This window comes from Streptomyces sp. 8L (assembly GCF_020176795.1).
In the GTDB taxonomy this organism is placed as follows: domain Bacteria; phylum Actinomycetota; class Actinomycetes; order Streptomycetales; family Streptomycetaceae; genus Streptomyces.
Genome location: NZ_JAIUKE010000282.1, coordinates 1 through 16,602 on the forward strand (window position 1 = coordinate 1; position 16,602 = coordinate 16,602).

13 protein-coding genes are annotated in these 16,602 nt (G+C 73.3%); 6 read left to right on the forward strand and 7 right to left on the reverse strand.

The window, feature by feature from the left end; genetic code table 11:
• Window positions 1-124: 124 nt before the first annotated feature.
• Genes LCE31_RS22710 through LCE31_RS22725 form a run of 4 tightly spaced genes read right to left on the reverse strand, consistent with a single transcriptional unit; the run spans window position 125 to window position 6,383 of the window.
• Window positions 125-3,322 carry a glycoside hydrolase family 38 C-terminal domain-containing protein gene (locus LCE31_RS22710; protein WP_225016986.1) on the reverse strand — a complete coding sequence of 1,066 codons (3,198 nt, stop codon included), beginning with the start codon at window positions 3,320-3,322 and terminating at the stop codon, window positions 125-127.
• A gap of 27 nt (window positions 3,323-3,349) precedes the next feature.
• Window positions 3,350-4,162 (reverse strand): carbohydrate ABC transporter permease, encoded by an 813-nt coding sequence (locus tag LCE31_RS22715; protein ID WP_263632168.1) that lies wholly within the window; start codon window positions 4,160-4,162, stop codon window positions 3,350-3,352.
• Entirely contained in the window at window positions 4,159-5,124 is a 966-nt protein-coding gene (locus LCE31_RS22720) for a carbohydrate ABC transporter permease (RefSeq protein ID WP_225016987.1), read from the reverse strand. The genes LCE31_RS22715 and LCE31_RS22720 overlap by 4 nt, the downstream gene beginning before the upstream one ends.
• Entirely contained in the window at window positions 5,112-6,383 is a 1,272-nt protein-coding gene (locus tag LCE31_RS22725) for an ABC transporter substrate-binding protein (RefSeq protein WP_225016988.1), read from the reverse strand. The genes LCE31_RS22720 and LCE31_RS22725 overlap by 13 nt, the downstream gene beginning before the upstream one ends.
• Window positions 6,384-6,520: 137 nt before the next feature.
• Between LCE31_RS22725 and LCE31_RS22730 the strand changes: the two genes are divergently transcribed.
• The 4 genes from LCE31_RS22730 to LCE31_RS22745 all read left to right on the forward strand — a co-directional run bounded on the left by LCE31_RS22730 (window position 6,521) and on the right by LCE31_RS22745 (window position 11,446).
• Window positions 6,521-8,344, forward strand: coding sequence for a class I mannose-6-phosphate isomerase (locus tag LCE31_RS22730; protein ID WP_225016989.1), 1,824 nt, complete (start codon window positions 6,521-6,523; stop codon window positions 8,342-8,344).
• Window positions 8,341-9,363: a LacI family DNA-binding transcriptional regulator gene (locus tag LCE31_RS22735; RefSeq protein ID WP_225016990.1), complete on the forward strand. Its 1,023-nt coding sequence runs from the start codon at window positions 8,341-8,343 to the stop codon at window positions 9,361-9,363. Before LCE31_RS22730 ends, LCE31_RS22735 begins: the two co-directional genes overlap by 4 nt.
• 6 nt (window positions 9,364-9,369) lie before the next feature.
• Complete coding sequence (locus LCE31_RS22740) at window positions 9,370-10,296, forward strand: ROK family protein (protein WP_225016991.1); 927 nt, start codon at window positions 9,370-9,372, stop codon at window positions 10,294-10,296.
• Between the two features lie 160 nt (window positions 10,297-10,456).
• Complete coding sequence (locus tag LCE31_RS22745; protein WP_225016993.1) at window positions 10,457-11,446, forward strand: adenosine deaminase; 990 nt, start codon at window positions 10,457-10,459, stop codon at window positions 11,444-11,446.
• An 80-nt stretch (window positions 11,447-11,526) separates the two neighbouring features.
• Here LCE31_RS22745 and LCE31_RS22750 read toward each other — a convergent pair whose 3' ends face one another.
• The 3 genes from LCE31_RS22750 to LCE31_RS22760 all read right to left on the reverse strand — a co-directional run bounded on the left by LCE31_RS22750 (window position 11,527) and on the right by LCE31_RS22760 (window position 14,464).
• Complete coding sequence (locus LCE31_RS22750; RefSeq protein WP_263632172.1) at window positions 11,527-12,861, reverse strand: MFS transporter; 1,335 nt, start codon at window positions 12,859-12,861, stop codon at window positions 11,527-11,529.
• Window positions 12,862-13,016: 155 nt separating this feature from the next.
• Window positions 13,017-13,571 (reverse strand): ArsR/SmtB family transcription factor, encoded by a 555-nt coding sequence (locus LCE31_RS22755; protein ID WP_225017002.1) that lies wholly within the window; start codon window positions 13,569-13,571, stop codon window positions 13,017-13,019.
• A gap of 248 nt (window positions 13,572-13,819) precedes the next feature.
• The gene (locus LCE31_RS22760; RefSeq protein WP_225017004.1) at window positions 13,820-14,464 is read right to left on the reverse strand and encodes a GntR family transcriptional regulator; all 645 of its coding nucleotides are present in this window, start codon (window positions 14,462-14,464) and stop codon (window positions 13,820-13,822) included.
• A 415-nt stretch (window positions 14,465-14,879) separates the two neighbouring features.
• On the opposite strand from LCE31_RS22760, the gene LCE31_RS22765 reads away from it, so the two are divergent.
• Both LCE31_RS22765 and LCE31_RS22770 read left to right on the forward strand, forming a co-directional pair.
• Window positions 14,880-15,419, forward strand: a complete 540-nt coding sequence (locus tag LCE31_RS22765) for a YbhB/YbcL family Raf kinase inhibitor-like protein (protein ID WP_225016996.1) — start codon at window positions 14,880-14,882, stop codon at window positions 15,417-15,419.
• 168 nt (window positions 15,420-15,587) lie between these two features.
• A complete protein-coding gene (locus tag LCE31_RS22770; RefSeq protein ID WP_441349420.1) occupies window positions 15,588-16,418 on the forward strand; it encodes an SCO6745 family protein in 831 nt (276 codons plus the stop codon).
• The last annotated feature ends 184 nt before the right edge of the window (window positions 16,419-16,602 follow it).

Consider the following 16,602-nt stretch of genomic DNA (forward strand, 5'->3'; position numbering starts at 1 on the left):
CTGGGTTCCTATTCGGGCCCCCGTGGGGGGGTGTTTTCTCTGGGTGCGCCCGGGCCCCGCCCGGGGGGGGGGCCCCCCCCCCCCCCCGGCCCGATCGCAAGGCCCCCGAGCGGGGCCCGGACGCTCAGCCCGTCCTGGCAGGTCCGAGACGTACGGCGGTGCTGCCGAGACGCGGTATCTCCACGAGGACGTCGTTCCCTTCGAGCGTGACCGGCCCCGCGTGATCGCCGAGGAAGGTGGCACCCTGGGCGTCCGCGACGGGGAAGCCGCAGCTGAGCCGCACCGTGCGGGCCTCCGTCGCGAACGACTGGAGGCGGACCAGGATGTCGTCGGGACTCTCCGGGCCGCCGTCCGCCCCGCGTGAGGGCACCGGGGCCGCGTCGATCACGCGTACCAGCGGATCGTCCAGGGACAGCAGGGCGCGTTCGGCCGGGGCGCCGTCCGCCGCGGGTTCACCGTGTGCCGCGACGCCCACCAGCGGGTGGTCGATCTCCAGGGCGGTACGCAGGGCCAGGGCGTCCGCGTCGATCGTCTCGCCGGCCCTGCGGACGCCGACCGCGTAGCGGAACGTCGTGTCGAACGCCTGCTGCGACGGGAAGTTGGTGTCCCACAGGTTGTTGTGGACCCAGGAGTAGAGGGTGCCGGGCTGCCGGGGCGCCGTCGAGTCGGGGAAGGGCGCGTACGGCAGCGGGATGGTCTCCGGCTCGACCAGCGGCGCGTCGCGCGTGACCCAGGCGACGGGTCCCTCGGCGTCCCGGAGGGAGACGAACGACCGTACGGCGCGCATGTGCTGGGGAGCGCCGGGGACGTGCGCGAGACCGCTGCCGGTCAGCGCGCCGGTGATCTCGTAGTGCACGGCGGGGTCGGTCAGGGCGAACGGGAAGGCCAGGTAGGCGCTCTCCTTCGTCATGGTCGCGGTCTTGTCGAAGCGGTTGTCGAGGACGACATGCGCGTCGTCGCGGCCGAGGCTGACGGTGGTGCGGGCGAGGCGCGCTCCGTCCGCCGCGTACTCGTACGTCAGGTGCGCTCCGAGGGCGTCGTCACGGCGTTCGAGGAGGACGGCGGGGCGGGCCAGGGAACGGGAGCCGAGGAGTTCGAGCTCCTCGGACGCGGTCGTCTTGTTGGCCTGGTGGTTGTAGCCGCCCGCGGTGGTGTATGTGTCGTAGACATAGCCGTTGAAGCCCACCACGGCGTCCTGGTCGACGAGTTCGCGTCCCGTCGCCTTCTCGGTGATCGAGGCGAGGCAGGCGCGCGCGAGGTCGACGCGCACCCTGAGGTGGTCGTTCTCCAGGACCAGGTCGTCGGCGGTCGGCAGCGGGACCGCGTCCCGTTCTTCCCGCGAACCGCCGTCGGTGGACGGCACATCGGCGGTGCCGTGGGGCGCGGCGGTGAGGTCGAGCCTGACGAGCCCGAACGGCGGGACGTCCGGCACCTCGACCCGCACCCAGCGTCCCGCGTCCCGGTGCACCGGATTGGTCTGCGCCACGACGACGGCGGGCAGCGGCCCGCCGGTGCGCCCGTCGGTGACGGACACCGCCCGGTCCAGGGCGACGCGGCTCTCCCGCACGAACAGCTCCACCACCGAAGTACGCGGCGCGGAGGTGGTGTTGACCGCCCAGTAGGTGGCATCGGCGCCGGGAGCCGTGGGCAGTGCGGAGCCCAGGGCCGACGAGGCGTGGTCGAGGAATGTGTCGGCGTCGTTGTCGCCGTGCAGCGCGTACCCGTACTTCCAGTGCCACTGCTGGTCGCCTGAGCCCATGCCCTCGTCGCCGTGGGTCCACGGGTCGCCCGCGCCCCAGGTGTGCTCGTTGAACAGGGAGACCGACCGGTACACGCCGGACGCGCCGCGCCGGGCGTCCCCGGCCGCCGGGGGAGCGGTGCGCCGGAGGTCGGCGAGGGCCGCCATGCCGTACAGGGTGGCTGCGTCGGTCACGGTGGACTGCGCCCGCCGGACCATGGCCTGCGGCCGGGCCCCCGAGCCGACGCCCTCGACCCACCAGTCGCCCCAGTCGCCCTCGAAGACGGGGACGGAGTCGCCGAGGCGCCGCTCGGCGTCCGTGAAGAAGTCCGTGTTCGTGGACAGCCGCAGCGTCGGCGACGCCCACGTCTCGTTCCAGCGGCGCACGGTCTCCGCCAGGATCAGCCGGGGCGGCGCGTTGTCCCCGAAGTGGCCCTGGACCCGCAGGTGCAGGATGTCCCAGGGGTACGGCTCGCGGTGCCCCGCGGTCGGCCCCGGCGAGCCGACCAGCTCGGGCGGGATGGGGTACGGGTTGGTCGCGAGGGCCGTGAGGTAGGCGGGCAGCAGGTCGTCCACCATCTCGTAGGAGGTGTCGAAGCCGAGGACGGGCCCCTCCATGTACGCGAGGCCGTGCGGGCTGTCCGTCATCCAGGTGAGCAGTTCGTTTCCCGAGGGAGCGCGCCAGCGGAACAGGCGCGGGAGCTGCGCGCCGCCGTTCATGTTGGGGACGGAGCGCCCGGCCCAGTTGTGCGCCACCGACAGGTAGCGCACGCCGAGCCCGGCCAGCGCGTCGGGAAGCCCCGCGACGGTGCCCGGCACATCGGTCTGCATGGCGCTGAGGAAGTCGATGCCGTGGGCCTGCTTGACGCGGTGGGCGAGTCGCAGGAGTTCATGCAGCTCGTCGGTGGAGCAGGTGTCGGTGTGCAGGTTGTAGGGCATGGCGGTCAACTCGATCTGCCCGGCCTTGACGCGCCGTACGAACTCGTCGACGCGCCGCGCCGGCCGGGCCGCCGCCCACTGCTCGAACGACCACAGGGACTCCACCGCCCAGCGGAACCTGGCGTGGTCGGGCCAGTCGTCGGTGGCGCGCGTCAGGTCGAGGCAGGAGTCGAGGAAGGCGACGTGCTCGCCCAGCACGGTGCCCTGCGGGTCGGTGTAGCCGATGTCCAGGTGCGAGTGGTGCACGAGATGGATCGTCCACTCACGCGGCGGTTCGAGGGTGAAGGCGAGTACGGCCGAGGAACCCTGGCGGGTGGCGGTGATGCGGAGATCGAGCGCGGAGCTCTCCAGGGGCAGCAGCAGCCGCTGCCCGCCGGGTGCGGGTACGGCCTGTACGGGGATCGGGCCGCGGCCTGCCGCCTCGGCGCTGAAGGTCCAGCCGCCGGGGTCGGCCTGGGCACCGTCGATCAGGAGCCGTACGCAGCGCAGGGCGCCGGACGGGGTCCGCCGTACGAGGTGTTCCGGCAGGGCACGCAGCCGGGTGCCGCCACACCGCGCGGTGGCGGCGACCGCGAGGCCGACCATGCTCGTCCGGGCCTTGTCGGTCGACCACCGGCGGTCGCGTACGAGGGCACGCGTCGTCATGAGTTGTCTCTCCCCAAGATGGTTCGGTCAGGACGTCAGGCGCAGGCTGTTGACGAAGAAGCGCTGGAAGACGAAGAAGAGGACCACGGTGGGCACCGACGCCACGAGGGCCCCGGCGAGCACGGCGGGCGGTCCCACCGTGGAGTAGTCGCCGCTCAGGTCCGCCAGGGTGGCCATGACTGGCCGCACATTGGGGCTGACGGAGAGCGTGATGCCGAACAGGAGGTCGTTCCAGATCCAGGTGAACTGGAAGATGAACGCCGCCAGCAGGGCGTTCCTGGCCAGGGGCAGGTGGATGGACAGGAACATCCGCGCCCAGTTGACTCCGTCGAGCTGGGCGGCCTCGGAGATCTCCCGCGGCACGGTCATCATGAAGTTGCGGTTGACGAAGAACGCGAAGGGCACCGTGAGCGCCACGTACACCAGCACCATCCCGTACTGGGTGTCGTAGAGCCCGGCCCGGGCGAACCCCGTGAACTGCGGGGAGAGGAAGGTCTGCAGCGGCAGCACGGTGCCGATGAAGATCGCCCAGAACCAGATCGCGGGCCGGCGGACCGGCATCACCGTGACGGCGAACGAGGCGAGCGCCGCGATCACCACGGCGATCGCCGCGCCCACGACCGCGTACACCACGGTGTTGAGCAGGCCCCGGCCCACGGCGGCGCTGGTGAAGGCGGCGCGGATGTTGCCGAGGATGCCCCAGGAGCCGAACCACCAGCGCGGGGAGCCGGTGTACTGCTTCGACGGGGTGAAGGCGTTGACGACCACCAGCCAGGTCGGCACCAGCCACAGCAGCGAGATCAGCGCGACCAGGACATGGCGTACGGCCCGGCCCGTCATGCGGCGCTCTCCCGCCGCGGCTGCACCTGCCGGCGCAGATAGAGCCAGGACGCCGCGACGACGACCGCCGTCAGCACGACGGACACGGCGGCCCCATAGCCGTACCGGTCGAGGGTGAAGGTCTCCCGGTACATCGTCAGGGCCAGGGTCTCGGACGCCGTCCCGGGACCGCCCTGGGTCAGCAGCCAGACGATGTCGAACGTCTTGAGGCTGTTGACGATGGACATCCCCACGACGACGACCGTCATGGGCCGCAGCTGCGGCACGATCACCCGCAGGAACATCTGGACGCCTCTCGCGCCGTCGATCCGCGCCGCCTCCAGGGTTTCCACCGGGATGGTCTGGAGTCCGATCAGGAAGAGGATCAGCGAGGCGCCGGTGGACTGCCAGGTCGTCACCACGATCATCACGATCGTGTTGAGCGGCCAGTGCAGCAGCCAGTCCTGCTGCCAGCCGCCGAGTCCCACCGCGTGGAGCGACTGGTTGACCGCCCCGTCGCTCTTGAGGAGGAACGTCCACAACAGGGCCGTGGCGGAGCCCGACAGCGCGTACGGGATGACCACGGCGGTGCGGGCCACGGCCCCCCAGCGCACGGAGTGGGTGAGCACCGCGAGCACGAGGCCGAGCAGCACGGGCAGGACCAGCGTGCCCGCCACCCACATCACCGTGTTGAGCAGGGACCGGCCGAAGTCCGGATCGGTCAGCAGGGCACCGTAGTTGGCGAGCCCGACGAAGTGCGCTGTGATGCCGTTGTCGTCGAACAGGCTCCGGTACGCGGTGACCGCGAACGGGACGACCAGCAACACCCCGACGAGTGTGATGGCGGGCGCGAGGAACGCGCCCACCCAGGCGGCGCGCCGGAGGCCGCCGGAGCGGGGCGCGGATGCCGGGCCCCCGGCCCCGCCGTGTGCCGTGTGCGCGGTCCGGGAGGCCGCCTTCGCGTCGGTGGTCAGGACTTCCACGCCTTCCACTCCTTCTCTGCTCGGCGCTGCATGCTCTGAAGCGTCTGCGCGGCCCTGGCGGCCGTGGGGTCGATCATGAAGGCGCTGAGATCCTGCACGTTGCCCTCGATCAGCACCGGGGGAGACGCCTCCCAGTAGCGGACGGCCTGGGACGGCCGCTCGTCGCGGACCTGCGCGACCACATCGCGCACCGCGCCCACGTCCGGCACCACCGAGGGGTCCGCCGACGTGTCACGCAGGAAGCCCGTCCACGCCTTCTGCACTGAGGGATCGAGCCAGGAACGTGCCGCCTTCAGCGCGGCCCCGCGCTTGTGGGCGTGTGCCGAGACGGCCAGGACGCCGCTCTCCACGAGGACCGAGCGGTTCCCGCCGGGCGGCGGGGGCAGCAGGAAGGCGCCCAGGTCCGCGTCCTTGACGCCGGCGTCGAGGAATGCCCCGGTGTTCCAGGTGCCGTAGAGGTACATGGCGGTGCGGCCCTGCGCGAACCGGCCCGGCAGGTCGCTGGCCGACACGTCGGGCGAGGAGAACGCGCCGCGCCGGTACAGGTCGCTCCACAGGCCCATCGCCTCCCGGCACCGGGCGTCGGTGTAGGAGCGCTTGCCGGCCGTGAGGTCCAGGTAGAACTGGTGGTCAAGCCCGTTGAGCAACTGCTGGAACCAGATGGACGACTCCCAGGTGGTCGCGCCGCCCGACGCGATCGGTGTGATGCGCCGTGCGTGTGCGGCGTCCACGATGTGCAGGAACTCCTGCCAGGTCGTGGGCACTTCGAGGCCGAGCCGGGCGAAGAGCGGCTTGCTGTAGAAGACCGCGTAGTACGACTTGTACAGCGGGACGCCGTACTGCCTGCCGTCGCTGGTGAACGACGCCCGCAGGGTGGGGTCGTCGCACCAGCCCCTGCGCTCCGCCTCGTCCCACGCGGGGGTGACGTCGGCGAGGATGCCGGCCCGGGCGACGTCGCGCAGGCGGTACCCGTTCCACCACTTGATGAGGTCGGCGCTGGAGTCGGTCTGTGCCGACATCCGCACGATCTGCTGGTAGTTGCTGACGTTCGGCACGGCCCGTGGTGCCAGCCGGTACCCGGCCGCCGTGCGCAACTCCCGTCCCGCGTCCTCGAATCCGGGCGCCCAGCTGGGGTTGTCGTTGAACAGGGACAGTACGTCGGACGGCGCGGGCAGGGACATCGTGCCGCGTGCGCAGGCGCTGAGCGCGAGAGCGGCGGCCCCGGCGAACGACGACGCCAGCGCCGTGCGCCTGCTCACCCCTCGTGGCATGTCGATCAACCCCATCGGACCCCCTCGTCACGGAATCACCGACCTGGTAAGTTATCGGTAACGTACAGGCGTACTTGGGTTTTGAGAAGAAGTAGCGTTGACGTTATCTCGATGAGGTCGATGGCATGAGCAACCACTCGCAGGCCGGGGAGCCGGCACCGCACTACGATCCGGCGCCGCGTTACCCCGTACGCGAGGGCGCGGTCCTCACCGGTTGGGCGGGCGCCGCGGCGACCCTGTCCCCGGCCGTACGGGTCCTCGCGGTCGACGGGCCCGCCGCGGTCGACTGGGACGCGGTCGCACGGCACGCCGGGGCGGCCCTCGCCACTGTCCGCCCCCGCCTCACCCTCGCGGACGCCCGCGACGCGGCCCGCGACTGGGGCCGTGTGCGCCTCCTGACCGAGTCCGAAGTGCTGCGGGACGACCCCCACTTCGCGAAACTCGCGGACGGTACCCTCTCCGACCTGCTGGACCCCGAGGCCCTCGCCGGCCTCGCCGCCGTGCCCCGCGCGGACGGAGCGGACGGCAAAGCGGGCGACGCTCTGCACGTACTCTTCGGCCCCGGCGCGGCCCTGGCCGCCGGGGCGGACGAGATCTGGTGGGCCGACGTCCCCAAGCGCCACGCGGAGGCGGCCGTCGCCGAGGGCCGGGGCCGCAACCTCGCCGCGCCCGCCGGTGAACCGCCCAGCCTGCGGCGCCTGTTCTACATCGACTGGCCGGTGCAGGACCGGCACCGCGACGCGACGGCCGGGCGCATCGGCCGGTGGTTCGACGCCACCGACAGCGCGGAGCCGGCCTCGATCAGCGGCGAGGCGCGGCGCGCCTCCTGCCGCTGGCTCGCCGGGCGCCCCTTCCGCACCCGGCCGACGTTCAACTCCACACCGTGGGGCGGCCACTGGGGGCAGGAGGCGCTGGGGCACAACCCCGGCGCCCCCAACACCGCCCTCGGCTACGAACTCATCGCGCCGGAGAGCGGTGTGCTGCTCGGCGGCGACGGCGACGATGACGGTGGCGACGGCAGCGATGGCGGTGACGGTGGCGAGAGCGGCGACACGGAGCGCTGCGTGGAGGTGCCCTTCCAGCTCGTCGTCGCGCTGTCCCCTGAAGAAGTGCTGGGCCGGGACGTGTACGAGACGTTCGGCACCTCGTTCCCCATCCGCTTCGACTACCTGGACACCGAGGGAGGCGGCAACCTCTCGGTCCACTGCCATCCCCGGCCCGACGACATGCGCACCGTCTTCGGCTGGCCGTACACCCAGCACGAGACCTACTACCTGATGCGGGCGGGCGCGCACAGCAAGGTCTTCCTCGGCCTGCGCGAGGACGCCGACATCGACGCCTTCCACGCCCGGGCCCACGCCGCCGACGCACACGGTGAGGCCTTCGACATCGAGCGGTACGTGCAGACGTTCCCCGCCGAGGCGGGCCGGCTCTACCTCGTCCCGGCCGGAACACCGCACGGCAGCGGCGAGGGCAACGTCGTCCTGGAGGTCAGCGCCACCCCCTATCTGTACTCCCTGCGCTTCTACGACTGGCTGCGCAGGGACGCCGCCGACCGCCAGCGCGCCGTCCACGTCGAGCACGCCTTCCGCAACCTGGACCCGCGGCGCTCCGGCGCGTCCGTGCCGCGCGACCTGGTCCAGCGGCCCAGGACCCTGCACCGGGGGGACGGCTGGCGCGAGGAACTCCTCGGCGCCCTGCCCGACATGTTCTTCGAGGTCCGCAGGATCGAGGTCGCCCCCGGACACGAGGCGCCACAGGAGACCAACGGGCGCTTCCACGTCCTGACCGTCGTCGACGGTCAAGGAGCGCTCATCAACACGGCCTCCGGGGAACGGCACTTCGTACACTGTGCGGAGACTCTCGCGGTTCCGGCGTCCGTCACCGCGTACACCGTGCGGAACCAGGGGCCGGACCCGGTCCGCCTGGTGAAGGCACAGGTGGTATGAGCACGCACTCCGACCCCGCATCGCCGCTGACGATGCGGGACGTGGCGGAACGGCTGGGTGTCAGCACGATGACGGTCTCCCGCGCCCTGCGCGGGCAGCCCGGCATCGGCGAGGCCACCCGCAAGCGGGTGCTCGCGGAGGTGGCCGCGCTCGGCTACCGGCCGAACAAGCTTGCCAGGGGCCTGCGTTCCGGCGGCCCCAGCGAACTCATCGGCCTCGTCGTCACCAACCTCGGCAACCCCTTCTACTCCCGGCTCGCCGTCGGCGTCGAAGAAGTGTGCGTGCGCTACGGCGCGCGCGTCATGCTCGGCAGCACCAGTGAGGACCCGGGCGTCGAACGCGACGTCGTCACCGACCTGCTGGAGCGCGGGGTGGACGGCCTCGTGGTGGTGCCCGCGAGCCACGACCAGGGCCATCTGGCCGGCGAACGGCTCCGCGACACACCCGTGGTGCTCGCGGCCGCCCCGCCGATGGGCATCGAGGTGGACTGCGTACTCGTGGACGACGTCGGCGGCACGCGCGCCGCCTGCCGGGAACTCCTCGACCGCGGCCACCGGCGCATCGGCTTCCTCGGGCTGCCCCCCTCGCTGTGGACGGGCTCCGAGCGCTTCCGCGGCTACGCCCTGGCGTTGGAGGAGGCGGGCATCGCGGTGGACGAGCGCTACGTCAGCCGGGAGCGCGGCGACAGCGTGCTCGCCGAGCGGGCCGCACGCGCCATGCTCGCGCTGCCCGACCCGCCGACGGCGCTGCTTGCGGCCAACAACCGCAACACCGTAGGTGTGTTGCGCGCCCTGCGCGACCGGCCCGAGGACAAGGGCCCCGTGGCGCTCGCCGGCTTCGACGACATCGAACTCGCCGACATGCTGTACCTGCCGCTGACGGTCGTGTCGTACGACGCGGCGGAGGTCGGCAGGGCGGCCGCCTCACTGCTGTTCGAACGCCAGCGCAGCACGGTGCCGCTCCAGCCGAGGCGCCGGACCATCGCGACGACGCTCGTCGACCACCCGGTATCCCGGTAGGCCGCCATGACCTCCACCGCGGCGGCCACCGCCGTACCCGTACTGGAAGTCGGAGGGTCGCATGTCACGGCCGCGGCCGTCGACCCTGCCGGGGCCGCTGTGGTTGAGGGCTCACGGCGGCGGCTGCCTCTGCGGCCGGACGCCACGCCAGAGGAGTTCGTCGCGGCGCTCGCCGACGCGGCGAACGGCATGCTGGCCGCGGACTGCCTGCGACACCGGGACCTCGGCGGCGCCTGGGGCGTCGCCGTGCCGGGGCCGTTCGACTACTCCGCGGGAACGGCGCGCTACCGGGGCGTCGGCAAGTTCGCCGCCCTCGACGGCCTCCGCGTCGCCGACTGCCTCGTCCCCCTGCTGCGGCGTCCGCCCGCCCGGCTGCGCTTCCTCAACGACGCCCACGCCTTCGGGCTCGGCGCGTGGCGCACCGGCCACACCTCGGCACGGCGGTTCGTCGCCCTGACCCTGGGTACCGGTGTCGGCTCGGTGTTCCTCGACCGCGGCACACCCGTCGAGGAGGGCCCGCGCGTGCCGCCCGGAGGCCGTGCGGACCTTCTGGCGATCGATGGGCGCCCGCTGGAGGACACCGTGTCGACCCGGGCACTGATCGCCCGCTACACCGGCCTCACCTCCCTGCCCGTGGACGGGCTGCGCGGCCTTTCGCAGCGGGCCGCGCGGGGCGACCGTGCCGCCAGGACCGTCACGGAGGACGCCCTGCGGGCCCTGGGCCGGGCCATGGCGCCCTGGCTCGCGGCCTTCGAGGCCGAGGCACTGGTCGTCGGAGGGTCGGCCACGGCCGCCTGGGACCGGTTCGGGCCGCCCTTCGCCCAGGGCCTGACGGAGCGTCACCCGGCCCTCGCCGCACTGCGCCCGGCCGTCCGCCCCGACGGTGAGGACGCGGCCCTGCTCGGCGCGGCGGAGCACGCCCTGCGCGGCTGACCGGCCGGGCGGACGGCCGGCCACCGGGCGGCCCTGACCCCGATCCGCGCGGCCGCCGCCCCGCCGCCGGCGTGCCGTACGCCACGTCGTTCCCGTACGTGCCCTGACCTGGGCAGGTCTAGAATCGACTGTCCTTGTCCCCCTACGAACTGGCAGGCCCGTGCCCCTCCCCAAGGCCGAACTTCACCTCCACATAGAAGGCACCCTGGAGCCCGAGCTCGCCTTCGCTCTCGCCGAGCGCAACGGCATCGTCCTGCCGTACGCGGACGCCGAGGAGCTGCGGCACAAGTACCGCTTCCAAGACCTCCAGTCCTTCCTCGACCTCTACTACGAGCTCATGGCGGTGCTGCGCACCGAGGACGACTTCACCGATCTCGCCGAGGCGTATCTCACGCGCGCGACGGCCCAGGGCGTACGGCACGCGGAGATCTTCTTCGACCCGCAGGCCCATCTGGCCCGGGGCGTCGCGATGGGCACCGTCGTGGAGGGGCTCGCGCGAGCGCTGGAGAGCGCGCCGGAGCGGCACTCCATCTCGACCCGGCTGATCATGTGCTTCCTGCGCGACGAGTCCGCCGAGTCCGCCGCCGAGACGCTGCGGGCCGCACGCCCGTACCTGCGCCATCTCACCGGCGTCGGCCTCGACTCCGCGGAGGTCGGGCACCCGCCGTCGAAGTTCCGCGCGGTGTACGAGGAGGCGGCGCGCCTGGGCCTGAACCGGGTCGCGCACGCGGGGGAGGAGGGCCCGCCGGCGTACGTGTGGGAGGCGCTCGACGTCCTCGGTGTTGAGCGGATCGACCACGGGCTGCGCGCGGTGGAGGACCCGGAGCTGGTCGCACGGCTCGTCCGCGACCGGGTGCCGCTGACGGTGTGCCCGCTGTCGAACGTACGGCTGCGGACCGTGGACGTCCTGGCGGACCACCCGCTGCGGGCCATGCTGGAGGCCGGGCTCATGGCCACGGTCAACTCCGACGACCCCGCCTACTTCGGCGGCTACGCGGAGGACAACGTCCGCGCGGTGGCGAGCGCGCTGGCGCTCACCGACGAGCAGCTGCGCGACCTGGCGCGCAACTCCTTCCTCGCGTCCTTCCTCGAGGACGCGGAGGAGCTGCGCGCGACATATCTGGCCGAGGTCGACGCGTACGTGTTCTGACGGCAGCCGCCCGGCGCGCACGGCTGTGCACAGAGGCGCCGCCCCGCGCGAGGGGCGCCGGCCGTGCGACGCCCGGGCCGCTACGACGTCTCGGGCCCGGCCCCGGCCTCCGGCCGTTCGGCGGGTCGGGGTACGGCCGCGGCGGGCACCCCGGACGGCGGCGCCACGGCGGACGGCCGCGCGCGCCGCCGGTCCATCTCGCGCCACTCGGGCCGCAGCCCGGCCAGGTTCGTGGTGAGGAAGTACGCGATCCCGCCCGCCACCAGGACCGGCGCGAGCCCGAACGCGGTCACCGCCGCGCCCGCGAGGAGCCCGCCGAGGGGGATGCCCGCCCAGGCCGTCGCGTTGCCGAGCGCGTTCACCCGGCCCAGCAGGCGGCGCGGCACCCGCTCGAAGGAGATCGCGCCGATGATCGGGTTGAGGAAGCCGGCCCCGAACCCGCCGACCGCGAACACCGCGAGCACCGTCCACAGGGGCGCGCCGAAGGCCAGGACGAGGAACCGCGGTGCGCCGGCGAGCAGGAAGCCCGCGAAGAACACCGGCCTGCGCCGCATCCGGGGCGCGATCGCCGCCGCGATCAGGCTGCCGCCGATCGCGGCACAGCTTCCGACGGCGCCGGTCAGGCCGATCACGGCGGGGCCGCCACCCGAATCCCGTGCCCATACGGGTACGAGCACGCCGCTGTAGGCGGCGTCCAGCAGATTGGTGATCCCGACGGTGACGATGACGGTCAGCAGCAGCGGTTCGCTCCGCAGGAAGGTGAACCCCTCGCCGAATCGCCGCCAGTATCCGTGCTCCCGCCGCGCCCCGGCCGTCTCCGCCGGGTCCGTGGGCTCGTGGACGTCCTCGACGGACCGGCCCATACCCCGCGGCAGCGCCACCGCGATGATGGCGGAGCCGAGCGCGAAGCAGCCCGCGTTCACGACGAGGGCGGTCAGCGGGCCGAGCAGCGCCACGACGCCGCCGCCAACGGCGGGGCCGACGGTGGCGGCGAGACGCTCCGTCACCCCCGTGATGCCGGTGGCACGCTCCAGCGGGACACGGGCGCGGTCCGCCGCCTCCGGCACCATGATCTCCTTGGCGAGATCACCGGGGCCGCGAGCGGCTCCGATCAGCGCGACAAGGCCGAGCAGCAGCGGGAGCGTGAGCACGCCGCGCGCGTGGAGCAGCGGGACGGTGACGGCGGCAGCCGCGCTCACCAGGTCGGTGGACCACGAGACGACGCGCGGTCCCGCCCGGTCCACGAGCGGCCCGGTGAACGCCTTGACCAGCACGTACGGCGCCATCTCGCAGAAGGCGACGAGCCCGGTCCTGCCTGCGCTGCCCGAGGTCGCGAGGACGAACCAGGGCAGCGCGATGGCGGATACGCGCGTACCGGTCAGCGAAACCAGCGAGGCCGCGAGCACGCCGATCAGCGGACGCAGGCTCCGGGGCCCGGTCGCCGGGGCACCAGGTGTCCCTGTCCCGGCCGATGCGGCGCTGGGCGTCTGGGCGGGTACGGCACTGGGAACGCGAGCCGCCTCGCCCCGCGCCCCGTCGGGTATGTCCCCGGAGCCGGCGGGCCGGCCTGTCATGAGGGCTTCACACCGGGGCCGGACAGCTCCGGCAGGACGTAGGTGATCACCGAGACCCGCTCCGCCCCCTCGGGCATGTCGTCGGCCGGCTCGGCGGAGTCCCGCCGGTAGCGCTCGGCCACGGCGCGCAGCTCCTCGCCGAGGGCCACCGCCTCTGCGGGGGTGATCCGCAGCGGCCGGTCGCTCATGTCGAGGGCGTCACGCCATGGCCGCGGGGCCGTGTGGACCTCGTCGAGGGCCCGCTGTACGCGCAGGGTGTACGCGGCGGCCACCGACCGCAGATACGCGAGGCCGGCCTCGGGCTCCTGCCCGTCGAGTTCCCCGCCCGCGAAGCGTGTCTGCTCGTGCGGCGAGCGCCACCAGCGCTCGCGTGCGTTGCCCCGGCCGGTGTCCTCCGCCACAAAGCCGGCCGCCGCCAGTCGGCGCAGGTGGTAGCTGGCCGTCCCGGAGTTGACGCCGAGCCGCTCCGCGAGCCGGGTCGCCGTGGAGGGGCCGTGCTTGCGCAGCAGTCCGACCAGTTGGACCCGTACGGGATGGGCGAGGGCGCGCAGGCCCTTGGCGTCGAGTACGACGGTGCCAGGACCGGGCGAGGAGGCCGTCGGGGAGGGTGTCGAGCCCTGCTCCGTACCGTGGTGGACTGCGTCGTGGCCGGGCTCGACGGGGCCGGGGGCGGGGGGCGGGCCGGTCACTCTAGAACCGCGAACAGTGCTTCGCAAAGACACCTTCGCAAAGGTCTCTTCGTGAAAGTGCCGTGGTGACGGGCATGGGGGAGGCCGTGACGGGGATGGGGGAGGCCCCGTCACGCGTCGGCGGAACCGGTCAGTCCGGTCGCGGTGAGGGTGAGGTGCTCGACCAGGACCGCCGCCGCGGTGTCGGCGTCGCGGGCCAGTGCCGCCTCCTCCAGCCGGCGGTGCTCGCCGGCGCCGTCCCGGCCCGGGACGAGGTGCGCCGACCAGCGGCGTGCCAGTTCGCTCGCTGTCCACATGCGGTCGAAGGTCTCCAGCAGCACGGGGTTGCCGCAGCCCTCCAGCAGAGTCCGGTGGAAGATCCGGTGCGCCTCGGCCCAGGCGTCGCTGTAGTACTTACCGCTTTCGGGCGTGTACGCGGGGGTGCGGGTCAGGCGGTGGTGCGCGGCCCGCACCCGGGCCTCCCAGTCGATGTCGCCGCGCTGGACGGACATGCGCAGGACGACCGGCTCGATCGTGCGCCGAGCCTCGGCGATCTCCTGCCAGCGCCGGTCGGAGAAGACGGGCACGGCGAAACCCCGGTTGTGCAGGCGGTCGGCGAGCCCGTCGCCGACCACCCGCACCAGCGCCTCCCGCACCACGGCCAGGCTCACGCCCTGTTCCCGCGCGAGGTCCTGCGGCTTGAGGGCCTCGCCCGGGGCGTGGTCGCCGCGCAGGATCGCGTCCCGCAGTCGGACGTAGACCCGCTCGGAGAGCATCTGCTTCGCGGGGGAGCTCCCCGGAGCGCTTGTCGAAGATTTTTCCGGCGGGTTCTCCGGCGGGTTCTCCGATGGTGTCTCCGGTGAGTTCTCCGGAGGGTCTCCCGGTGAGGAGGCGGCGGCTGTCTGCGTCATGCCGTCAGCATAGACGGTTGGCTCAATAATCGATTATCGGTGTTATTGTCGATGAAGTGCGCCGCTCGATACGCCGGGTCGCCGCGTGGTCGCCACCGTGGCCACCGCGACCCCGTCCGCGGTCACCGCCCGGCTCCGATCCCCCCGGCCGCAGCCGCCCGACGTGGGCGGTCCGGCCATACCCACGGGGCAGCGGGCCGCAACGGTGGCTCGGCGCGCCCGGAGTCCGCACCATCCCGTCCGCTTTATGCGGAATTCACGCCGAAAGGTTCCCAGCACCATGAGCCTCAACGACCCCTTCGCACGCCTCCCCGAGGCGGCCGTCTTCACCGTCACCAGCACCACCGTCACGGACGGCGCCGCCTGGCCGCCCGAGCAGCTGTCCGGCATGTCCGGTGTGCCCGGCGGCAAGGACGTCTCCCCGCAGCTGTCCTGGAGCGGGGCCCCCGAGGGCACCAAGAGCTACGCGGTGACGGTGTACGACCCCGACGCCCCCACCGGCTCCGGCTTCTGGCACTGGGCCGTGGCCGACATCCCCGCCACCGTCACCGAACTCCCCGAGGGCGCGGGCGACGACACGGGCTCGGGCCTCCCCGAGGGCGCCTTCCAGTTGCCCAACGACGCCCGTGCCGCCCGTTTCATCGGCGCGGCCCCGCCGGCCGGGCACGGCCCGCACCGCTACTTCGCCGTGGTGCACGCCCTGGACGTCGAGGCCATCGGCGTTCCGGCCGACGCCACTCCGGCCTTCCTCGGGTTCACCATGGCCGGGCACATCCTGGGCCGCGCGGTCCTGACGGCGACCGCCGAAACCCCGGCCTGACGGACCCGGTCCGGCACCCGCACGCCCGCACTCGGACCCCCCACCTCCCACCTCGCACTTCCACCGCACTACCGTCCGCACAGCACCACGATGTCCCCACTCGCCAGGAGAACAAGCTCAATGCCTCTCGCACCCCTCGCCGGCAACACCCAGCCGACCGGCGCGCGCATGGATCTGCAAGCCGTCCGCGAGGTCGGACGCGCCGTCAGCGCGGCCCACCACTTCGTCTACTTCGTTCCGGAGGTCGCAGAGGAGGCCGCGGAGTTCGGTGTGGCCGACCGCGCGCCGGCGTACTTCGCGACCAGGTCGGCCGCCATGGGCGCGGTCCCGTGGCAGGTCACGCTCGCTACCTTCTACAACTTCAGCCCCCGGGCGGTCGAGTCCATGACCGGCGTGTGGGACGCCGCGTCGCCCGAGCGCTGGCAGGCCGCCCGCTTCGCGGCCGTCGGCCGCTCGATGCGCCGCGTCGGCGTGGATCTCACGGCCGACCAGATCGCGGAGGCGCGCTCGCTGATCGATCCGGTCGTCGCCGGTGCCGACTACGCGGGCAAGCCGCTGGCCGCCGCGAACGCGTCGGTCGAACTGCCCTCAGAGCCGCTCGTCGCGCTGTGGCAGCAGGTCACCGTGGTACGCGAGTGGCGTGGCGACGCGCATCTCGTCGTACTCGCGGACAACCGCCTCGGCCCGTGCGACTGCAACGTGCTGCAAACCGCGACGGGTCGCACCCCGACCGGGATGACCCGGGCGACCCGCCAGTGGAACGACGACGAGTGGGCGGCGGCGACGGCGCGCCGCGCCGCGCGGGGCTGGCTCGACGAGGACGGCGCCGTGACCGACGAGGGCCGGGCGGTGCGCGAGCGGATCGAGACCGAGACCGACGAGCACTGCGCCGCGCTGTGGGAACCGATCGGTGACGCGGGGGCCCGCCGTCTCGCCTCGCTCCTCGCGCCGGTCGGGGAGGCGTTCACGGCGGCGGGGACGTACGGCCGACTGGGCTGAGCGGGGCGGATCATCCGCCGCCCGGGACATCCGGTTTGGTGGCGCCGCGGCGAAGGAGGCCCGGGGTTTTGCCTTCGCCGCGGGGCGGGGCCGCGGGCCCCCCGGGGGGGGGGGGCCGGGGCCCCCGCCCCCCCCCGCCCGGCCGGCCCCCCGGGCCGGGGGGGGGGCCCGGGCCGGGGGCGGG